This is a genomic window from Phenylobacterium sp. LH3H17 (genome assembly GCF_024298925.1).
Lineage (GTDB): Bacteria > Pseudomonadota > Alphaproteobacteria > Caulobacterales > Caulobacteraceae > Phenylobacterium.
The window spans coordinates 2,238,454-2,257,763 of the sequence record NZ_CP101283.1 but is presented as its reverse complement, the minus strand read 5'-3'; the positions used below and the strand labels follow the sequence as shown (position 1 = coordinate 2,257,763).

Annotated in this window: 18 protein-coding genes and 3 tRNA genes; 15 read left to right on the top strand and 6 right to left on the bottom strand. The window is 67.8% G+C overall.

The window, feature by feature from the left end; all coding sequences use genetic code 11:
• Nucleotides 1–1,746 carry a class I poly(R)-hydroxyalkanoic acid synthase gene (gene phaC, locus M9M90_RS11160; protein WP_371876931.1) on the bottom strand — a complete coding sequence of 582 codons (1,746 nt, stop codon included), beginning with the start codon at nt 1,744–1,746 and terminating at the stop codon, nt 1–3.
• Nucleotides 1,747–2,053: 307 nt separating this feature from the next.
• On the opposite strand from phaC, the gene M9M90_RS11155 reads away from it, so the two are divergent.
• The 13 genes from M9M90_RS11155 to M9M90_RS11095 all read left to right on the top strand — a co-directional run bounded on the left by M9M90_RS11155 (nt 2,054) and on the right by M9M90_RS11095 (nt 11,298).
• Nucleotides 2,054–2,494, top strand: coding sequence for a hypothetical protein (locus tag M9M90_RS11155; protein ID WP_254833314.1), 441 nt, complete (start codon nt 2,054–2,056; stop codon nt 2,492–2,494).
• 115 nt (nt 2,495–2,609) lie between these two features.
• Nucleotides 2,610–3,830 (top strand): LL-diaminopimelate aminotransferase, encoded by a 1,221-nt coding sequence (locus M9M90_RS11150; protein WP_254833313.1) that lies wholly within the window; start codon nt 2,610–2,612, stop codon nt 3,828–3,830.
• Nucleotides 3,827–5,116 (top strand): homoserine dehydrogenase, encoded by a 1,290-nt coding sequence (locus M9M90_RS11145; protein WP_254833312.1) that lies wholly within the window; start codon nt 3,827–3,829, stop codon nt 5,114–5,116. The genes M9M90_RS11150 and M9M90_RS11145 overlap by 4 nt, the downstream gene beginning before the upstream one ends.
• Nucleotides 5,117–5,165: 49 nt before the next feature.
• Complete coding sequence (gene glpX, locus M9M90_RS11140; RefSeq protein ID WP_254833311.1) at nt 5,166–6,119, top strand: class II fructose-bisphosphatase; 954 nt, start codon at nt 5,166–5,168, stop codon at nt 6,117–6,119.
• Nucleotides 6,120–6,180: 61 nt separating this feature from the next.
• Entirely contained in the window at nt 6,181–7,983 is a 1,803-nt protein-coding gene (gene recJ, locus M9M90_RS11135) for a single-stranded-DNA-specific exonuclease RecJ (protein WP_254833310.1), read from the top strand.
• Nucleotides 7,984–8,039: 56 nt separating this feature from the next.
• Nucleotides 8,040–8,114, top strand: a tRNA-Glu gene (locus M9M90_RS11130).
• A 153-nt stretch (nt 8,115–8,267) separates the two neighbouring features.
• Nucleotides 8,268–8,912: a cold-shock protein gene (locus M9M90_RS11125; RefSeq protein ID WP_254833309.1), complete on the top strand. Its 645-nt coding sequence runs from the start codon at nt 8,268–8,270 to the stop codon at nt 8,910–8,912.
• 27 nt (nt 8,913–8,939) lie between these two features.
• Nucleotides 8,940–9,473, top strand: a complete 534-nt coding sequence (locus tag M9M90_RS11120) for a DUF192 domain-containing protein (protein ID WP_254837108.1) — start codon at nt 8,940–8,942, stop codon at nt 9,471–9,473.
• The gene (locus tag M9M90_RS11115) at nt 9,466–9,888 is read left to right on the top strand and encodes a PaaI family thioesterase (protein ID WP_254833308.1); all 423 of its coding nucleotides are present in this window, start codon (nt 9,466–9,468) and stop codon (nt 9,886–9,888) included. Before M9M90_RS11120 ends, M9M90_RS11115 begins: the two co-directional genes overlap by 8 nt.
• 73 nt (nt 9,889–9,961) lie before the next feature.
• Nucleotides 9,962–10,038, top strand: a tRNA-Pro gene (locus M9M90_RS11110).
• A 122-nt stretch (nt 10,039–10,160) separates the two neighbouring features.
• A complete protein-coding gene (locus tag M9M90_RS11105; RefSeq protein ID WP_254833307.1) occupies nt 10,161–10,466 on the top strand; it encodes an ETC complex I subunit in 306 nt (101 codons plus the stop codon).
• Nucleotides 10,467–10,470: 4 nt separating this feature from the next.
• A tRNA-Arg gene (locus M9M90_RS11100) sits at nt 10,471–10,547 on the top strand.
• Between the two features lie 76 nt (nt 10,548–10,623).
• Entirely contained in the window at nt 10,624–11,298 is a 675-nt protein-coding gene (locus tag M9M90_RS11095; protein ID WP_254833306.1) for a hypothetical protein, read from the top strand.
• A gap of 6 nt (nt 11,299–11,304) precedes the next feature.
• On the opposite strand, the gene M9M90_RS11090 is transcribed toward M9M90_RS11095, so the two are convergent.
• Nucleotides 11,305–12,069, bottom strand: a complete 765-nt coding sequence (locus M9M90_RS11090) for a hypothetical protein (protein ID WP_254833305.1) — start codon at nt 12,067–12,069, stop codon at nt 11,305–11,307.
• A 183-nt stretch (nt 12,070–12,252) separates the two neighbouring features.
• Between M9M90_RS11090 and M9M90_RS11085 the strand changes: the two genes are divergently transcribed.
• Entirely contained in the window at nt 12,253–13,566 is a 1,314-nt protein-coding gene (locus M9M90_RS11085) for a M20/M25/M40 family metallo-hydrolase (RefSeq protein ID WP_254833304.1), read from the top strand.
• Between the two features lie 145 nt (nt 13,567–13,711).
• Here M9M90_RS11085 and metC read toward each other — a convergent pair whose 3' ends face one another.
• Complete coding sequence (metC, locus tag M9M90_RS11080; protein WP_254833303.1) at nt 13,712–14,875, bottom strand: cystathionine beta-lyase; 1,164 nt, start codon at nt 14,873–14,875, stop codon at nt 13,712–13,714.
• Nucleotides 14,876–14,960: 85 nt separating this feature from the next.
• Here metC and M9M90_RS11075 point away from each other — a divergent pair, with 85 nt between their 5' ends.
• Nucleotides 14,961–16,058, top strand: a complete 1,098-nt coding sequence (locus M9M90_RS11075) for an amino acid ABC transporter substrate-binding protein (protein ID WP_254833302.1) — start codon at nt 14,961–14,963, stop codon at nt 16,056–16,058.
• A 9-nt stretch (nt 16,059–16,067) separates the two neighbouring features.
• On the opposite strand, the gene sseA is transcribed toward M9M90_RS11075, so the two are convergent.
• The 3 genes from sseA to M9M90_RS11060 are packed head-to-tail and all read right to left on the bottom strand — an operon-like array spanning nt 16,068 to nt 19,206.
• Complete coding sequence (sseA, locus tag M9M90_RS11070) at nt 16,068–16,907, bottom strand: 3-mercaptopyruvate sulfurtransferase (protein WP_371876842.1); 840 nt, start codon at nt 16,905–16,907, stop codon at nt 16,068–16,070.
• Entirely contained in the window at nt 16,907–17,905 is a 999-nt protein-coding gene (locus M9M90_RS11065; protein ID WP_254833300.1) for a cysteine synthase A, read from the bottom strand. The genes sseA and M9M90_RS11065 overlap by 1 nt, the downstream gene beginning before the upstream one ends.
• A gap of 44 nt (nt 17,906–17,949) precedes the next feature.
• Complete coding sequence (locus M9M90_RS11060; RefSeq protein ID WP_254833299.1) at nt 17,950–19,206, bottom strand: cyclopropane-fatty-acyl-phospholipid synthase family protein; 1,257 nt, start codon at nt 19,204–19,206, stop codon at nt 17,950–17,952.
• Nucleotides 19,207–19,310 lie beyond the last annotated feature (104 nt).

The following is a 19,310-nucleotide window of genomic DNA, read 5'->3' as shown; positions in this document are numbered from 1 at the left end:
CTACGACTTCACCTTCACGTAGGAACCGGGCGCGTCCTCGATGGGCTTGAACTTGCCCTTCGCCGGGTCGCGGGCCGGGACAAGGCCGCCGGACCTGGCGCGCAGCCACTCGGCCCAATGCGGCCACCACGATCCCGGATGCTCCTTGGCCCCGTCCATCCAGGCTTCCGGCGTGTCGGGAAGCTCGCTGTTGGTCCAGTGCTGATACTTGTTGGCCACCGGAGCATTGATCACGCCGGCGATGTGGCCCGAGCCCGCCAAGGTGAAGGTGACCGGACCACCGAACAGCTTGGCCCCACGATAGACCGAACGCATGGGCGCGATGTGGTCCTCCTTGGACGACTGCACATAGACCGGCGTCTTCACGTTCGAGAGGTCAAGCTTGATGTTGTCCATGACCAGCTCGCCCTTCGCCAACGCGTTTTCGCCGTAGAACTTGCGCAGGTAGAACAGGTGGAGAGCCTTGGGCATCCGCGTCTGGTCGGAGTTCCAGAACAGCAGGTCGAAGGGCTTGGGCTCCTTGCCCATCAGGTAGTTGCTGACGAAGAACGACCAGATCAGGTCGTTGGACCGCAGCATGTTGAAGGTGTCGGCCATGGTCTTGCCCGACAGGACCCCGCCGGCGGCGTCCATCTGCTTCTCAAGGTCGCCGAGCCAGCCCTCGTTGGTGAACAGAAGCAGGTCCCCGGCCTCGGCGAAGTCCTGTTGGGCGGCGAAGAAGGTCGCTGAAGCGATCCGCTTGTCGCCCTTGGCCGCCATGTGGGCGAGGGTCGAGGAGAGGAGGGTGCCGCCGATGCAGTAGCCGACGGTGTTGACCTGGGTCACGCCGGCCTGGGCCATGGCCGCGTCGGTGGCCTCATAGATGCCCTGGTGCATGTAGTCGTCGAAGGTCTTGGCGGCGAGCCTCTGATCCGGATTGACCCAGGAGGCCACGAACACCGTGAAGCCTTGGTCGGCCAGCCAGCGGATCATCGAATTCTCGGGCCGCAGGTCCAGGATGTAGAACTTGTTGATCCAGGGCGGGAAGATCAGCAGCGGGATCTCGTGGACCTGTTCCGTGGTCGGCTGGAACTGGATGAGCTGCAGGATCTCGTTCTGGAAGATGACCTTGCCCGGGGCCGTGGCCACGTTGCGGCCGATCTCGAACATCTCGTAGTCGGTCTGGCTGATAGACAGCTTGCCGCCGCCCCTCTGCAGGTCGGCGGCGAAATTCTCCATGCCGCGGACGAGGGATTCGCCCTGGCTGGACATGGCCTCGCGCAGGGCCGCGGGGTTGGAGGCGAGGAAGTTCGATGGTGAGAAGGCGTCGGTCAGCATCTTCATGAAGAACTCGACCTGCCGCTTGTTCATGGGATCGACGTCCTGAACGTCGGAGACCAGCGCGTTCAGCCAGTTCGAGGTCAGCAGGTAGGACTGCTTGATCACGTCGAAGACCGGGTTCTCGGCCCAGTCGGGATCGTTGAAGCGCTTGTCGCCCTTAGCCGGACTCACCACGGGCTCGACAGTTTCGCCCGCGGCCTTGCGGGCGGCCGACTGCCAGAGCTCCAGATACCGCTGGAAGAGGTCGGCCTGGGCCCGGACCATCTTGTCCGGCTGTGAGGCCAACTTGCCCATGACATCGGACAGGGCTGGAGCCACGTGAAAGGGATCGGGTGACAGGGCCGCGGGCCGCTCGGCATGGCGCAGGGCCGCCTCGGCGATGGCCCCCTGGGCCGTCAGGGCGGCGCGGGCGAGGTTGGCCGACATCGTCTCGATGATCTCGCGCTGCTCGCCATTGAGGCCTGGCGCCTCGAAGCTGCGCGTCGGTTCGCCACTGGCCTTGGCCTGCTGCGGCGGCATGGACTCGGCGTGCGGCGCGGCGGCGGCCTTGCCAGCCTTCTTGCCCGCCTTGTCGGCGGCCTTGGCCTTCTTCTTGGCCTTTGATTTGGTCGGTGCAGACGGTTGTTCACTCATGGACTTTATCCTCCCGACCCCGACTGGTTTAGGCTCTGGCGCGCTCGCGCTCTTTCGCCCGAAGCGATCATGGCATAAGACCGGCAAGGAAATGAACGCGTTGCTTCGACTTTTCGTGAACCGGCCCGCGCCGCGCGGCTTCGCCTGCGTCTGCGGCGCCGCGCTGTTGAGCGGTTGTGCGACCAGTCCGTTCGCGACGGCGCAGGTCGATCCGGCCTCGCCGGTGGCCTCCGAGGTGGCCAGGATGGCGCGCGCCTCTACCGACTATCCTAGCTTCTCCGAGATTCCCCCCGTGCCGGCCGACCAACGTCCGCTACGTGAGTTCGGCCGCGCGGCCGACCAGCTCGAGATGGCTTCGGCCAAGCTGGAACGCGAAACGGCTCCGGGCACCTGGACCCTGACCGGCACGGAGCGCTTCGTCAGCCGCGCCCAAGCCCAGGTGGCTCCCGGCGGCGACAGCGAGGCCTCCACCACGGCGGCCTCGGAAGCCTTCGCGCGGCAAATTCGGGAGCGAGCTACCCCGCCTCCGCTGCCCAGATAAGAGGTTGGCGGGGGCATAAATCACCTTGAACCTGCTTGGCGGCTCCCCGGACGGGGGCTATCCATGCGCGACTTCAGCTCCCATACCGCCGCCCGTCCCGCGGCACGAGCTTTCCATGACCCCTGAATTCCACCGAATCCGCCGCCTTCCGCCCTACGTCTTCGAGGAAGTGAACCGCATCAAGGCGCGCCTGCGCGCCCAGGGTACGGACATCATCGACTTCGGGATGGGCAATCCCGACATGCCGACGCCCAAGCATATCGTCGACAAGCTGATCGAGACCGCCCGCGACCCGAAGGCGGGCCGCTATTCCGCCTCCAAGGGAATTGTCGGCCTGCGCCGCGCCATGGCCGGCTACTACAAGAAGCGGTTCGGCGTGACGCTCAACCCCGACACCGAGGTGATCGCCACCCTGGGGTCGAAAGAGGGCTTCGCCAACCTGGCCCAGGCGCTCACCGCCCCCGGCGACGTGATTCTCTGCCCGAACCCGGCCTATCCGATCCACGCCTACGGCTTCATCATGGCCGGCGGGGTGATCCGCCATGTGCCCGCGCCGTCGCCGGAGGAGTACTTGTCGGGCGTCAGCGCCGCCATGCGCCATTCCAGCCCAGCGCCCAGCGTCCTGATCCTGTCCTATCCGTCTAACCCGACCGCCCAGTGGGTGGACCTCGACTTCTACAAGGAGGCCGTGGCGCTGGCGAAGAAGCACGACCTGCTGGTGCTGTCCGACGTCGCCTATTCCGAGATCTACTTTGAGAACAACCCGCCGCCGTCGATTCTGCAGGTCGACGGCGCGAAGGACCTGGCCGTCGAGGTCAACTCTCTGTCCAAGACCTACGCCATGGCCGGCTGGCGCGTGGGCATGGTGGTGGGCAACGAGCGCATGTGCGCTGCCCTGGCGCGGGTGAAGTCCTATCTGGACTACGGCGCCTATACCCCGATCCAGGTGGCCGCCGCCGCGGCGCTGAACGGCCCGCAGGACTGCGTCGACGAGATCCGGGCCATCTATAAGTCGCGCCGCGACACCCTGGTCACCTCCATGGCCCGCGCCGGCTGGGACATCCCGTCGCCGCCGGCCTCGATGTTCGCCTGGGCGCCGCTGCCGGAGAAGTTCAAGGACGTGGGCTCCCTGCTGTTCGCCAAGCTGCTGATCGAGGAAGCCGGCGTCGCCGTCTCTCCGGGCGCGGCCTTCGGCGAGTACGGTGAAGGCTATGTGCGGATCGGCCTGGTGGAGAACGAGCACCGCATCCGGCAGGCGGCTCGCAATGTGAAGAAGTTCCTGGCCAACGCCGACGAAATCCTCGGCCGCCACCACAACACCCTGGCGGCCCAATGAGCAGATTGAACTGGCGCGTCGGCGTGGCGGGCCTCGGCACCGTGGGCGGCGGCCTGCTGAACTTCCTCTCCGAGCGACCCGGCTTCGCCCCGGCGGGGGCGACGGCGTCGGTGACCGGCGTCTCGGCGCGCTCGCGCTCGCGGCCCCGGCCTTATGACATCTCCAACCTGCCCTGGTTTGACGATCCGGTCGCGCTGGCCGCCTCGCCGGACAACGACATCTTCGTCGAGCTGATCGGCGGCTCCGACGGTCCCGCCAAGGCCGCTGTCGAGGCGGCGCTGAACGCCGGCAAACCGGTCGTCACCGCCAACAAGGCTCTGATCGCCGAGCATGGGGCTGAACTGGCGGCCCTGGCCGAGGCCAAGGGCGTGCCGCTGCTCTTCGAGGCCGCCGTGATGGGCGGCACCCCGGCGGTGAAGATGCTGCGCGAGGCCATGGTCGGCGACGACGTCAAGTCCGTCGCGGGCATCCTCAACGGCACCTGCAACTATATCCTCACCGAGATGGAGACCGGCGGCCGTCCGTTCGCCGAGGTGCTGGCCGAAGCCCAGCGCCTGGGCTACGCCGAGGCCGACCCAACCATGGACGTCGGCGGGTTCGACGCGGCCCACAAGATATCCATCCTGGCGGCGCTCGCCTTCGGTTGCGCCCCCAACTATGCGGCCGCCGAGATCGAGGGCATCGAGCAGGTCGCCCTGCTCGACATCCAACTCGCCAAGGACCTGGGCTACCGGATCAAGCTGATCGCCTCGGCCAGCCGCTCGGAGGAGGGCGTGCTGGTGCGGGTCCATCCCACCCTGGTGGCGCTCAACCATCCCCTGGCCCAGGCCGGCGGGGCTCTGAACGCGCTCTTCATCGAGGGTACGCGGATCGGGCGTATCTTCATCCAGGGGCCGGGCGCGGGGGCGGGGCCCACGGCCGCGGCCGTGGCCGCCGACATCGCCGACGTCATGACCGGCGCCAGCCGGCCGGTGTTCCAGGCCAAGGCCTCGACGCTCAAGCCCTTCACCCCGGTCGACCCGGCCAAGAGCATGAGCCGCGCCTATCTGCGCTTCCTGGTGAAGGACGAGCCCGGGGTTATCGCCGCGGTCTCCGAGACCCTGGCCGAGGCCGGCGTCTCCATCGAGAGCTTCCTCCAGAAGCCCGTGGAAAATGCAGACGGTGTGCCGATCGTGCTAACCACCCACGCGGTCGCGGAGTCCGTGCTTACGGCGGCTATCGACCGCATCGCGAATCTGTCGTCCGTGCTGGATAGACCCCGGCTCTTGCGCATCGCGCGCATCTAAGACTGTAAAGACAATCGAACGCTCCAGCAGGGGGCGCGGGAGAGACGCAATGAGTTCCGAAGTTCTGGATCGCGGCCTGGTTCTGGACGCGGTCCGGGTCACCGAGATCGCCGCCATCGCCGCCTGGAAACTGGTGGGGCGCGGTGACGAGAAGGCCGCCGACCAGGCCGCCGTCGACGCAATGCGCACCGCGCTCAACGACCTCGATATCGACGGCGAGATCGTCATCGGCGAGGGCGAGCGCGACGAGGCGCCGATGCTCTACATCGGCGAGAAGGTCGGCCGTGGCAAAGGCCCCAAGATCGACATCGCACTCGATCCGCTGGAAGGCACGACGCTCACCGCCAAGGCCATGGCCAATGCGCTGGCGGTCATGGCCTGGGCGCCGAAGGGCACGCTTCTCAACGCCCCCGACACCTATATGGACAAGATCGCCTGTGGGCCGGGCTATCCGAAGGGCGTCATCGACCTCGACAAAAGCCCGGCGGAGAACGTCCAGTCGATGGCCGAGGCCAAGGGCGTAGACGCCTCCGAGATCACCGTCTGCGTCCTGGACCGTCCGCGCCATGCCGACATCATCGCCAGCGTCCGTTCGGTCGGCGCACGGGTCTATCTGATCACCGACGGCGACGTGGCCGGGGTGATGAACACCGCCGACCCCTCGACCGGCGTCGACCTCTATGTTGGGCAGGGCGGGGCGCCCGAGGGCGTGCTGGCCTGCGCGGCGCTCAAGTGTGTCGGCGGCCAGTTCCAGGGCCGGCTGGTGTTCCGCAACGCCGACGAGAAGGCCCGCGCCAAGCGGGTGGGCATCACCGACTTCGACCGCAAGTACGACCTGCACGAGATGGTCCGAGCCGACGCCATCTTCGCGGCGACCGGGGTCACCAACGGCGCGCTGCTCGACGGGGTGCAGTACGAGGACGGATTCGTCCACACCCACACCATCGTCATGAACTCCGCGACCCAGACGGTGCGCGAAGTGCGGATGAAGCGCCCCGTCTAATTCGGACGTGGGGCCGCGCGCGAGCCTTCGACGCGGCCCCGACTCCGGCTAGACTTATCCGATGGCCGACGGAACCACGCCCATGGGCTATCTCGGGGTCACCCGCTCCCTCACCGGACGGCTGTGGCGCGAGCGTCCGGCGGATGGCGAGACCGTTCGGCGCCACCAGATGGGCCTCGGGCTCTCCGAACCTCTGGCCCGCGCCCTGGCCTCCCGCGGCATCGGAGCCGATGACGGCGCGAACTACCTCAATCCGACGCTGAAGGCGTTGTTTCCCGACCCGTCCAGCTTCCTGGACATGGACCGGGCCGCGGAAATCCTGGTCGACGCCCTGGTCTCCGATCGCCCGATGACCATCTTCGCCGACTACGACGTGGACGGCGCCTCCAGCGCCGCGCAGCTGGTCCGCTGGTTCCGCACCCTGGGCAAGGAACTGCCCATCTATGTCCCCGACCGGATGACCGAGGGCTACGGCCCCTCGCCGGCGGCCTTCAAGCGCATTCGCGACAGTGGCGCCGAGCTGGTGGTCACGGTCGACTGCGGGGCCGCCGCCTATGAAGCCCTGGCCCATGCCGAGCAAATCGGCCTCGAAGTGGTGGTGATCGACCATCACCTCATGCGCGACGAGATCCCCAAGGTCGCCGCCCTGGTCAATCCGAACCGGCCGGGCTGCACGTCGGGGCAGGGGGTGCTGGCCGCCGCCGGCGTCGCCTTCGTCCTGCTGGCGGCGCTTAACCGCGAGGCTCGAAAGCGCGGCCTGTTCGAGACCACCCCCGAACCGGATCTGCGCCAGTGGCTGGACCTGGCGGCCCTGGGCGCGATCTGCGACGTCACCCAGCTCACGGGCTTCAACCGGGCGCTGACCACCCAGGGCCTGAAGGTCATGTCCGCCTGGAAGAATCCGGGCCTCAAGGCGTTGCTGGAGGTGGCCAAGGGCTCGGGGCCGGCCGGTGTCTTCCATGCGGGCTTCATCCTGGGTCCAAGGATCAACGCCGGCGGCCGGATCGGCCGTTCTGACCTCGGGGCGCGCCTGCTTTCCACCGACGATCCGGCGGAGGCCGCCGAACTCGCCGCTGAGCTCGACGCCCTGAACGCCTCGCGCAAGGAGGTGGAGCGCGAGATCTTCGAGGAAGCTATCCGGATCGTCGACCGCGAGAGCAACCAGGACGACGCAGCCCTGACCTTCGTGGCCGCCGACGGCTGGCATCCCGGGGTCATCGGCATCGTCGCCAGCCGCCTGCGTGAGCGCTATCGAAAGCCCGCCCTGGTGATCGGCGTCGACCGGGCGGCCAATATCGGCAAGGGCTCAGGCCGCTCCCAGGCCGGGGTCAATCTCGGGCGGGCGGTCCAGGCGGCGTTCGACGAGGGCCTGCTGCTGGCCGGGGGCGGCCACGCCATGGCCGCGGGCCTCTCGGTGCGCCCCGACACCATTCCCGACCTGCGCGCCTTCCTGAACGAGCGCCTGGCCCTGGAGACGCAAGCGGCCACCGCCGAGGACGGACTGGACATCGACGCCCTGGTGACCACGGGGGGAGCCGACCGCGGGCTCTGGCAGGCTTTCCAAGCCCTGGCCCCGTTCGGGCCAGGCAATCCCGAGCCGATGTTCGCCGCCGCGGATGTGCGGATCGAGCGGCCCATGGCCCTGCGCGGCGGCCATGTGCGGGTCACCCTGACCGACGGCTCGGGCGGTCGGCTCAAGGCCGTGGCCTGGCGCGCCGAGGACACCGAGATCGGCAGGCGCCTGATGAGCGAGGGTGGCGCGGTGCATGTCGCCGGACGCCTGAAGCCGGACGATTGGCAGGGTCGGGAGAGCGTCGAACTGGAGATCGAGGACGTCGCCGATCCCCGACGCCTGGTTGGCTGATCGGGCGACTTGCATAGGCCCTGAATCGCCGATATAGACGCCGCTCTCGCGCACGCGGTCCCTTCGTCTATCGGTTAGGACGCCAGGTTTTCAACCTGGAGAGAGGGGTTCGACTCCCCTAGGGACTGCCACGCGACATCGCCCCGCCGCCACCAGAGCGCGCGAAATACGCCTGATGCGTGCGTCGGGCGAAAAACTCCCATTGACGGCACAATAGTTACCAGAACAGTGTTATAGTTGGCCTTAGTCCGAAGGGATCGGGGGAGACCGGGCCAGAGGGGCAAATGTCTGGTTACGAATTCGAGGGAGTAGATTCGCACGAAGAATCCGTGCGGATCAGCGGGCGCGTGAAGTGGTTCGACGCCGGCAAGGGTTACGGGTTCATCGTCCCTGACGATCCTAGTCAGACGGGACTTAAGGACGTCTTGCTTCACGTGACCAGCTTGCGGAATTCCGGGCGTGAGAGCGCCTTGGAAGGCGCCGTCATTGTCTGTGACGTGATCCGCCGCCCGAAGGGTTGGCAGGTGGCCGAGGTTGTGGAGGTCGACGAGAGTTCGGCGCCGACCCCGACCGACCGTAGACGCCACGATGACCACGGCGGCTTCCGGCGCGACGCCTATGACCGTGGCGGCGGCTTCGACCGCGGCGGCGGGAACCAGGGCGCCTATCAGGCCCGCACCCCGCGTCGTTCGCCCGTCATCACCGCCCGCGGGCCGCTGGAGCGGGCCAAGGTGAAATGGTTCAACCGCGCCAAGGGCTACGGCTTTGTGGTCCGCGACGGCGAGACCGGCGACATCTTCGTGCATATCGAGACCCTGCGGCGCTCGGGCATCGAGGACCTGCAGCCGGGCGACGACGTGATGGTTCGCTTCGCGGAAGGTCCGAAAGGGCTTGTCGTGGCCGAGATCGAGTCTTTAGGTCTGGCCTAGACCTCACGGAGCTTTTCAGTGTCCCGCATGATCTACGGCCTGCGCGCCGCGCTGGCGGCCGCGCTGGCCTTTAGCGCCTACGCCTGCGCCGCAGAGCCCGCGCCCGCCGCCAAGCAGGCCGCCCGGGCTCCGGCGGCCGCGCCGGCCGTGATACCGCGCGCCGACGCCCCGGTCCCGGCTGGCCTCGAAACCCTGGAGGTGGTGACCCCTCAGGGCCGCACCCGCTTCTTCGTGGAAATCGCCGACGACGAGCCAGAGCGCAATCGCGGCCTGATGTATCGCAAGGTCATGGCGCCGGACCGCGGCATGCTGTTCGACTTCCACTCCCCGCGCGAGGTTGCCTTCTGGATGAAGAACACCCTGATCCCCCTGGACATCATCTACATCCGGGCCGACGGCACGGTGCTCTCCATCGCCCGCAACACCACCCCGTTGTCTGAGGCGCCGATCCCTTCGGGGGGGCCGATCCTGGGGGTGCTGGAGTTGGCCGGAGGCCGCGCCGCCGAGATCGGCCTGCTGCCCGGCGACAAGGTCGTCCACCGGATCTTCCAAGGTGGCTGAGGTCATCCCTGATCCGCCCGAGGGCTTCATCCGCTCGTCCAACCGCGGCCCGTTCTCCAATCACAACGGCCCCTATTTCCACCGCGAGGTGATGGGGGAGATGACAGAGCAGGCGTTCTTCGCCCTGCCCAGGCACGCCAATGGCCTGGGCCTGGTGCATGGCGGCATGCTGACGGCCTTCATCGACGGCCTGCTGGGCGCGGCGACCTTCCGCGCCACGCGCCAGACCGGCGTGACCATCCAGCTCAACGTCAACTTCCTGCACATGGCTCGGGTCGGCGACTGGATCATGGGCGAGGCCAGATGCACCCGCGCCACCAAGGATGTCGCCTTCGTGGAGGGCCGCGCCTATGTGCGCGGTCACGACGTGATACGGGCCAGCGGTGTCTTCAAGTTGATGCATCGGCGCGATTGAGCCCGCCCCGCGCGGCTTTGTTCAATTGCGGGAAAGGCCAAAGCCTTATATCGCACCCCTTGCCGGCGCTCTTCGGGGTGTAGCGCAGCCTGGTAGCGCATCTGCTTTGGGAGCAGAGGGTCGGAGGTTCGAATCCTCTCGCCCCGACCACGCCGGCCCCGAGCCTTTCTCAATGAGAAAGGCTCTCGTGATAAAAGTGGAAGCGCGATGATCGCCGAAACCGGCGTCCACTTTCGGCTATCGCGCTTCTGGATTTGAGAGAGACGATCCGCATGCTCGCGCGCATCTACCGGCCGGCCAAGAACGCCATGCAGTCCGGCAAGGGCAACACCAAGGACTGGCTGCTGGAATTCGAGCCGGCCTCGGCCAGACGCGCCGACCCGCTGATGGGCTGGACGGTGACCGGCGACATGGACGGCCAGGTGCGCCTGTCCTTCGACACCAAGGACGAGGCCGTGGCCTATGCCGCGGCGCACGGCATCGCGTTCCAGGTCTCCGATCCCAAGCCGGCCAGGAAGATCATCAAGGCCTACGCCGACAACTTCGCCTTCGGCCGCAAACAGCCCTGGACCCACTGACCGGGCGCCCATAGCTCAACCGGATAGAGCATCCGCCTTCTAAGCGGACGGTTGCAGGTTCGAGTCCTGCTGGGCGCGCCAGGGCTTGCTAAAAACAACCTATGCGGTAGCGCGCGCCTCGACTAAGCTTCGTCTCGGTTAAGAGAGGAGTGGCGCCATGGGGCTCGACCTAATTCCCGAGGGAAGCGCAAAGCCCGGTCATGAGGCGGAATGGCGTGCATTCCTGCAGCGGACCATAGAGGGCGAGACGGTTTCGGACGCCGAGGCCGAACGGTTCCAGGAAATTACCATCCCAGCCTATGAACGTGTCGGCGCGCCTCGGGTTGGCCGCGACGAAGCGGCGAACGCCTGGATCTTCGACGCCCGAGGGGCGGAGACCCCGGAGGCCAGGGCCGAGGTCCTGAGGGAGTTCGACGGCTATCACGTCGTTCCGCTGGCCATGTGCGACGGCGTGCCGAAATATACCCATGGCGACCTCTATGATGGTGTCGACAGGACTAGTTTTCGCGGCTCCTTCCTGGAGGCGTGCGGCGATGTCATGGACCGTGCGCTAATAGGCAAGGCGTGGGGCGATGTGTTTCCTGAAGCGGCGATCGTCTATGGCCAGGAGCTTCTTGCGGCGGCCAGTGCGGCGGCGGCCCGCGGCCCGCCACCGCCGCAGCCGCCACCACCACCGCCTAAGCGAGGCCTGCTGCAACGCCTTGGCCTGACCGGCAAACGAACCAAGGAAGAGCCCGTCCCATTCGAGGATCAGCTCGATATCGTCCAGACGGCCGGTCGCTGGTACGTCTTCTGGGGCGAGCGTGGCCATTTCATCCGCGCCTGGTCCTGAGGACCATCAGCAGGCGGCGGTCATCTTGTTGGGGAAGTGGTCGGCCCACCAGGCCGTCCATCGATCGCGGACGGCGGCAAACTCCGCCTCGCGCAGGCCGTAGGTGGTGACGATCACCGAGCCGCCGCCGATCGGGGGCTGGGTCTCGGCCGAGCGGTCGGTGACCAACAGCAGGCCGTCGCCGTAGGCCTCCACGGTCAGGGCCAGCTGGCGACGCGACCGGGCCCAGACGTTGCCCGAGACGGTCTCGCCCGTGCCGAGGGCGAGGGTGTAGGGCTCTCCCGGTTCGACGTGCGCCAGGGCGTCGAGGCCCAGCCGCGCGCGGGGCAGGGTGGTGTTGAGCCCTTCGGTCGGCATGCCCGACAGGTAGAGGGTCCGCCGGTCCTGGCCGTGATGGCGCTCGACGTAGAAGCGAAGCTGAGTCAGGAACGCCAGCCAGCCCTCGGTCATGTCCTCGTTGGCGCCATCCCAGTCGCTGTCGTCGCCCGCCGCTCCGGCCCGGATCAGACGGACGAGGCAGCGATCGCCGCGCGCCTCGACCTCGAAGCTGTCGGGCACGCCCTCGAAGCGCAGGATCATCGCGGCGGGGTCGCCCTGGGCGTGGTCCAGGAAGATGTACTTGATCTCCTCCTCCAGGCTGGCGGCGTCCCAGCCGAACCATCGATTGATCTGGACGGGGTCACGCAGGGCCGCCCATACAGCCTCGGCCGGCGCGGCGATGGCCAGCTCCACCAAGACCTGGTCGGTGGCGTTTTCGGCGGTCGCGGTCATGGCGTTTGAGTTCCCGGGAGGTGGTCGGCCTGGACCAACAGTCTAGCTGTCAGGCGGGTCATGGCGCATCCTCTCTGTCGCCTTGCCAATCCGCGGGCTGCGGCGTCGGTTCCAGCCATGGCGCTTGAGTTCCACGCTCCGCGCAGGGAAGGTCGCCGCAGACGCAGTTCCTGGGGGATTCCCGTGACCAACCGTAAATCGACGGCCGCCGCGCTGGCCGCTCTGATGCTTTTCGCCGCCGCGCCGGCCACCGCGGCGGGCCTGACCGCCCAGGAGAGGAAGCTGGTCGCCGCCTCGGCCGCCCAGGAGGCGCGGTCCCTGGCCCTGCTGGAAACACTGGTCAACATCAACAGCGGCACGCTGAACCTGGCGGGCGTCACCAAGGTCGGCGCGATCCTGCAGGACGAGTTGAAAGGCGTCGGCTTCGACGTGAATTGGGTCCCGATGGAGAAGGTCGGCCGCGCCGGCCATATCGTCGCCACGCACAAGGGGTCGGGCAAGGGCAAGCGGATGCTGCTGATCGGCCACTTCGACACGGTGTTCGAGCCCGACAGCCCGTTCCAGACCTATGTGCGCCGAGGCGACATCGCCGAAGGCCCCGGCGTCAACGACATGAAGGGCGGGTTGGTGATCATGATCGGAGCCCTGCGCGCCATGCAGGCGGCGGGCGCCCTGAAGGACGCGGACATCGTCATCGTGCTCACCGGCGACGAGGAAAGGGCGGGACTGCCGATCTCGGTCTCGCGGGCCGACCTGGTCGCAGCGGCGAAGAAGAGCGACATGGCCCTGGAATTCGAGGCCCTTGCCCGCGAGGACGGCAAGGACATGGCGTCGATCGCCCGGCGCTCGTCCACGGACTGGACGATCAAGGTGACCGCGAAGTCCGGGCACTCCTCGGGGGTCTTCAGCGATGGGGCGGGATACGGCGCGGGCTATGAACTGGCCCGGATCCTCGACGGCTTCCGGCGCGAAGCCCGCGAGGTCAACGCCACCTTCAATGTCGGCTTCATGGCGGCCGGCGCGACCGCCGAGGTCAACGCCGCCGAGACCGGCGCGGCGGCCACCGGCAAGAACAACATCATCGCCGCCCAGGCCGTGGCCAAGGGCGATCTGCGCACGCTCTCCAACGCGCAGACCGAGAGCATCCGCGCCAAGATGAAGGCCATCGTCGACCAGCCCCTGGCGGGCGCGAAGGCGCAGATCGAATTCGGCGAGGGCGGCTATCCGGCCATGGCGCCCACCGAGGGCTCCCGCAAGCTGCTGGTCAGGCTCAACGAGGTGAATCGCGACCTGGGACTGGATCCGATGGCCGAGCTCGACCCGCTGAAGCGCGGGGCCGGCGACATCGGCTTTGTGGGCGATCTGTTGCCCGGGCTGATCGGGTTCGGCGCGGCGGGCGAGGGATCGCACGCGGCCGGAGAGACCATCGACCTGAAGAGCCTGGACCGTCAGACCAAGCGTGCGGCCCTGTTCATGAGCCGAATGGCGCGGCCGTAGTGGGCTTCAACCCCCTCCGTCACGTCGCCGAAGAGGGCGACGCGCCACCTCCCCCAAACCGCGCTGCGCGCTGGGGGAGGATTTAGGAGCTCCCCCTCTGGGGGAGCTGGCGGCCGAGGGGCCGACTGAGGGGGACTTTGACGTTCTACTGGAGCGCGGCGTTGAAGGCCGCGAACCCATTGCGCAGGTCCGCCATCAGGTCGTCGGGATGCTCCAGGCCGATATGCAAGCGCATGAGCGGGCCGGCGAACTTCGGGGCCGACTTGCGCTTACCGAGCTGCGGATCGCACGAGATGGCCAGGCTTTCGAAGCCGCCCCATGAGAAGCCCAGGCCGAAGAGCTTGAGGGCGTCGAGGAAGGCGTTGACCGCCGCCTCGGGGGCGGGCTGCAGGACGAAGGCGAACAGACCGCAGGCGCCCTTGTAGTCGCGCTTCCAGAGGTCGTGGTCGCGCGCTCCGGGCAGGGCGGGGTGGATGACCTCGACCACTTCCGGCTGCTGCTCCAGCCAGGCGGCGATGCGGAGGGCCGCGCCACCTTGCTGTTCCAGGCGGACGGGAAGGGTCCGCAGGCCGCGCAGCATCTGGTAGGCGTCCTCCGGTGAGACCGCCCAGCCCATGTTGTGCACCCCGTCCTCGAGCTGGTGGGCGAGCTTCTTGTCCGCCACCGCGGCCGATCCCATGAAGACGTCGGAATGGCCGCCGACATACTTGGTGAGCGCCTGGACGCTGATATCGACGCCATGCGCCAGGGGCTTGTAGAGGAAGCCCGCGCCCCAGGTGTTGTCCGCCAGGGTCAGGATCCCTCGGGCCTTGGCCAGGCGCGCGATGGCGGCCACATCCTGCATCTCGAAGGTGAGCGAGCCTGGCGACTCCAGGGCGATGAGGCGGGTGGCGTCGGTCGCCATGGCCAGCAGGTCTTCTGGCGAGGTCCGCGGATCGAAATAGCGGACCCCGACGCCATATCTCGCCAGCACCTGGTCGCAGAACCGGCGGCTGGGCTTGTAGATGTTGTCGGTGACCAGGACCTCGTCGCCGGCCTTCAGCACCGCGAGCATGGCGCCGGTGAAGGCCGCCAGCCCCGAGGGATAGAGCTCGACCGCCGCGGCGCCTTCCATCTCGGCCAGGGCCGATTTCAGGCTCTCATGGGCCGCCAGCCCCGCGCGGCCATAGGTGACGAAGGCGTCGTCGTCATAGAGAGCCCGCGCGTTCGGCAGCAGGACGGTGGAGCCCTTCTGGATGGGCGGCCCCACGGTCTTGGCCAGCCTTGCGGGCGTGGCGCCGGCGCGGATCAGTCGGGTTTCTTCAGCCATGCGGGTTGACGCGTCGGAACGAACAGGAGCCAAAATCAGCCTCGCACTTAGAGCCTCCGCGGGCTTGGCAATCAAGGAGCGCGGCATGTGGAAGCGCCTCGCGGCGGCGGTTGGGTCTATGTTTGTCCTCGCCGGCTGCGGTGAGGGCGTCCAGAAGGCGCCCACGCCCGCCGCGCCGGCCCCCAAGGCGCCCGGGCCCGCGCCTGCCTACAAGGCCAAGCCCAGCCCGACCCTGGCGGCGATCAAGACGCGGGGCTACCTCAACTGTGGGGTCCATCCCGGCCTCTCGGGCTTCGCCTTCCGCGACGACCGGGGAACCTGGCGCGGCTTCGACGTCGACACCTGCCGGGCGGTGGCCGCCGCGACCCTGGGCGACGCCAAGGCGGTGCGCTATTTGGCCGTCACGGCCCAGGACAGGTTCTCGGCCCTGCAGGGCGGCCAGATCGACATCCTGTCGCGCAACACCTCCTGGACCTTCGCCCGCGACACCAGTCTGGGCTTGGATTTCCCAGCCATCACCTATTATGACGGCCAGGGGTTCATGGTCCCCAAGGCGCTTTCGCTCTCCAGCGCCGACGAGTTGACCGGCGCGCGCATCTGCGTCCAGTCCGGCACGGCCAGCGAGGCCAATCTCGCCGACTATTTCCGGGCGCGGGGGCTGAAATACACTCCGGTCGTGGTGTCGTCCGAAGCCGACGCCCGCACTGCCTACCAGGCCGAGAAGTGCGACGCCTTCAGCGCCGACGTGGCGGCGCTGGCCTCCGCGCGCTCGGTGATGAACAGCCCCGGTGCGCATGTGATCCTGCCGACGGTGATCTCGAAGGAGCCGCTGGGCCCCGTCGTGCGGCAGGACGATCCGGTCTGGACCGACATCGTCCGCTGGACGGTCTACGCCGTGATCCTGGCCGAGGAATACGGGATCGATTCCAAGAGCGCGCCCGAGGCTCTGAAGACCTCGACCGACGTTCGGGTTCGCCGACTGTTGGGGGCGCAGGACGCCTTCGGCCCCATGCTGGGGCTGCCGCAGGACTGGGCCTATCAGGCCATCGTCCAGGTGGGAGCCTATGACGAGGTGTTCGCGCGCAATGTCGGGCCTGACTCGGGCCTGCGGCTCGAGCGCGGCCACAACGCCCTGTGGAACGCCGCCCAGCCGGGACTGCTTTACGCGCCCCCTATCCGATAACCAGGTCCGCTAGGGACCGGTGACGATCGGCGCGTCCGCCAGGGCGCCCCATTCGGCCCAGGAGCCGTCATAGACAGCAGTGCGATCTCGTCCAAGCCGCGCCAGCGCCAGCGCCAGGACCGAGGCGGTGACGCCGGAGCCGCAGGTGGTGACGATAGGCTTGGCCAGATCGACACCGGCGGCCTGGAAGATGGCGGTCAATTCATCGGCGGAGCGCAAGGTCCCGTCGGAACCGATGACCTGGTCGAAAGGTACATTGGCGGCGCCCGGCATGTGGCCCGACTTCAGGCCCGCGCGGGGTTCAGGCGCGTCGCCCGCGAAGCGCGCGGCGCTGCGCGCGTCCACCAGACGAGCGTCCTGGGAGTCCAGCAGGCCGCGCACGTCGTCGGAACAGCGGACTAGGCCGGGGTCGAAGGCCGGCGCGACCTGGGCGGCGCGAGGATGGACTTCGCCGGTCTCCACGTGCCGGGCCTCGGAGAGCCACTTCTTCAGACCGCCGTCCAGGACGAAGACACGGGTGAAGCCCATGGCCCGCAGGCTCCACCAGACGCGGGCGGCGGCGCGGATGCCGAGGCTGTCATAGACGACGATGTCGACATCCCGCGACAGACCGAGCGCGCCCACGGCGTGGGCGAAGGCCTCCGGCGTCGGCAGCATGTGCGGCAGGTCGGTCGTGCGGTCGGCGATGGCGTCGATATCGAAGAACACCGCGCCCGGGATGTGGACCTGCCGGTACTCCTCGCGGCCGGAGCGAGCCTCGGCCGGCATGAACCAGCTGCCGTCGACGACGCGCAGGTCGGGAGCGCCCAGCCGCTGGGCCAGCCATTCCGTGGAGACGAGGGGATCCATCACAGCCATCCCGGAATCGGAAGGCCGCGCTCCGCCAGGAACGCGGGATTGAAGATCTTGCTCTGGTAGCGGGAGCCCTGGTCGCAGAGCACGGTCACGATGGTGTGGCCCGGACCGAGATCCTTGGCCATCCGGATGGCGCCGGCGACATTGATGCCGGTGGAGCCGCCCATCACCAGACCCTCATGCTCGGCCAGGTCATAGATGACGTGCAGCATCTCGTGGTCGTCGATGCGATAGGGGCGGTCGATGGTCAGACCCTCAAGGTTGGCGGTGATCCGGCCCTGGCCGATGCCCTCGCTGATCGAGCTTCCCTCGGCCTTCAATACGCCGTCCGCGTACCAGCTGTAGAGGGACGCGCCGTACGGATCGGCCAGTCCGATGGCGACGTCGGGCCTGCGCGCGCGCAGCGCCTCGGCGACCCCGGCCAGGGTGCCACCCGAGCCGACGGCGCAGATGAAAGCGTCCACCTTGCCGTCCGTCTGCGCCCAGATCTCCGGCCCCGTGGTCTCGACATGGGCCTGGCGGTTGGCGACATTGTCGAACTGATTGGCCCAGAACGCGCCGTTGGGTTCCTGGGCGTCGAGCGCCTCGGCCAGGCGGCCCGAATAGCGGACATAGTTGTCGGGATTGGAATAGGGGACGGCGTCCACCTCCACCAGCTCGGCGCCCAGCAGGCGAATGGCGTCCTTCTTCTCCTGGCTCTGGGTGCGGGGGATGACGATTGTGGTCCGGTAGCCCAGAGCCGCGCCGACCATGGCCAGGCCGATCCCGGTATTGCCGGCCGTGCCCTCGACGATGCGGCCGCCAGGGCGCAACAGGCCGCGGCGCTCGGCGTCGCGCACGATGTAGAGCGCCGCGCGGTCCTTGACCGACGCGCCGGGGTTCATGAACTCGGCCTTGCCGAGGATCTCGCAGCCCGTGGCCTCGCTCGCGCGGCGCAGACGGATCAGGGGCGTGTTTCCGATGGCGTCCACGACGCTGGGTGCGACAGTCATGGAGCGCTACTTAAGTGCCGGGAGCGCCTCCGAACAGGGGGCGTTCAAGCTTTGACCAGACCGAGCTGCACGACATTGGTCCGGCCGGTGCGGAATCCGGCCTCGCAATAGCTCAGATAGAACCGCCAGAGCCGGCGGAATCGTTCGTCGAAGCCCAGCCGGCAGATGTCGCCCCAGGCTCTGTCAAAGCGTTCGCACCAGTCGGCCAGGGTGTCGGCATAGTCCTGGCCGAAACGGGTGACGCCGGTCCAGGCCAGGCCCGCGCGATCGGTCTGCGACCTGAGCCGCTCCTCCGACGGCAGCATCCCGCCCGGGAAGATGTATTTCTGGATGAAGTCGGCGTGTCGCCGGTAGTGCTCGAAGATCTCGTCGTGGATGGTGATGATCTGCAGGCCGGCGCGGCCGCCCGGGGCCAAGACGTCGCGGATCTTGCCGAAATAGGTTGGCCAATAGCGCTCGCCGACCGCCTCGAACATCTCGATGGAAGCCACACGGTCGTAGGTCCCCTCCACGTCGCGATAGTCGATCATGCGAATTTCCGCCCTTTCGTTCAGGCCTTGTTCGAAAATTCGACGCCTGGCGAAGTCGTACTGTTCGGTGGAGATGGTGATCCCGGTGACCTTGGCGCCGACCTCCCTGGCCGCGAACTCGGCGAACCCGCCCCAACCGCAGCCGATCTCCAGGACCTCGTGACCGGCCCGCAGGTCCATCGCGCTGGCCAGTTCGCGATATTTGTGGGTCTGGGCCTGTTCGAGCGACTGGCCCGCGTGCTCGTAGCGGGCCGAGGAGTAGGTCATGGTGGGGTCCAGCCACCGGGAATAGAAGGCGTTACCCAGGTCGTAGTGGGCGTGGATGTTCTTGCGCGAGCCCTTGCGGGTGTTGGAATTTAGCGCGTGGCCAAGGAGGTTGGCGAACCGGAAGACCGGGTTGCCGGTGAAGACCTGGGTCAGCCGGTCGAAGTTGAGGCTGACGGCCGTCAACACCGCCGCCAGGTCGGGGGTTTCCCACTCTCCGGCCATGTAGCCCTCGGCGAAGCCGATGTCGCCGGCGGCCAACACCCGGCGCATGAAGCGGAAATCGCGGATAATGATGCGCGCGGCGACCCCGGGCTCGGCGCCCTGCAGGCGCAGCTCGCGGCCGGAAGGCATGACGAAGGTCAGGTCGCCGATCAGCCAGCCGCGGGCCATCAGGCGGGCGGCGAAGCGGAATGCGGCAGGCGCGCCCGCGAGTTCCGGCAAGCGTCCGAAGGCGCGCGGGGAAGCGGCGATCGCCGCCAAACTCGGTTGATGCGCCAAGCTCATGGTCGCAACCCTCGATTTCGACACAAGCATAACACCGCTTTTTTCTGACAGGCGAGTCCGGGCCCGCCACGCGGAGCTACGGTGCGTAGGTGCAGCAGGATGCA

Coding starts and splice junctions, on each gene's coding strand:
- phaC (WP_371876931.1), bottom strand. CDS start 1,746: ATGTCGGCCAACCTCGCCCGCGCCGCCCTGACGGCCCAGGGGGCCATC.
- M9M90_RS11150 (WP_254833313.1), top strand. CDS start 2,610: ATGACCCCTGAATTCCACCGAATCCGCCGCCTTCCGCCCTACGTCTTC.
- M9M90_RS11145 (WP_254833312.1), top strand. CDS start 3,827: ATGAGCAGATTGAACTGGCGCGTCGGCGTGGCGGGCCTCGGCACCGTG.
- glpX (WP_254833311.1), top strand. CDS start 5,166: ATGAGTTCCGAAGTTCTGGATCGCGGCCTGGTTCTGGACGCGGTCCGG.
- recJ (WP_254833310.1), top strand. CDS start 6,181: ATGGCCGACGGAACCACGCCCATGGGCTATCTCGGGGTCACCCGCTCC.
- M9M90_RS11125 (WP_254833309.1), top strand. CDS start 8,268: ATGTCTGGTTACGAATTCGAGGGAGTAGATTCGCACGAAGAATCCGTG.
- M9M90_RS11120 (WP_254837108.1), top strand. CDS start 8,940: ATGATCTACGGCCTGCGCGCCGCGCTGGCGGCCGCGCTGGCCTTTAGC.
- M9M90_RS11105 (WP_254833307.1), top strand. CDS start 10,161: ATGCTCGCGCGCATCTACCGGCCGGCCAAGAACGCCATGCAGTCCGGC.
- M9M90_RS11095 (WP_254833306.1), top strand. CDS start 10,624: ATGGGGCTCGACCTAATTCCCGAGGGAAGCGCAAAGCCCGGTCATGAG.
- M9M90_RS11090 (WP_254833305.1), bottom strand. CDS start 12,069: ATGACCGCGACCGCCGAAAACGCCACCGACCAGGTCTTGGTGGAGCTG.
- metC (WP_254833303.1), bottom strand. CDS start 14,875: ATGGCTGAAGAAACCCGACTGATCCGCGCCGGCGCCACGCCCGCAAGG.
- M9M90_RS11075 (WP_254833302.1), top strand. CDS start 14,961: ATGTGGAAGCGCCTCGCGGCGGCGGTTGGGTCTATGTTTGTCCTCGCC.
- sseA (WP_371876842.1), bottom strand. CDS start 16,907: ATGGATCCCCTCGTCTCCACGGAATGGCTGGCCCAGCGGCTGGGCGCT.
- M9M90_RS11065 (WP_254833300.1), bottom strand. CDS start 17,905: ATGACTGTCGCACCCAGCGTCGTGGACGCCATCGGAAACACGCCCCTG.
- M9M90_RS11060 (WP_254833299.1), bottom strand. CDS start 19,206: ATGAGCTTGGCGCATCAACCGAGTTTGGCGGCGATCGCCGCTTCCCCG.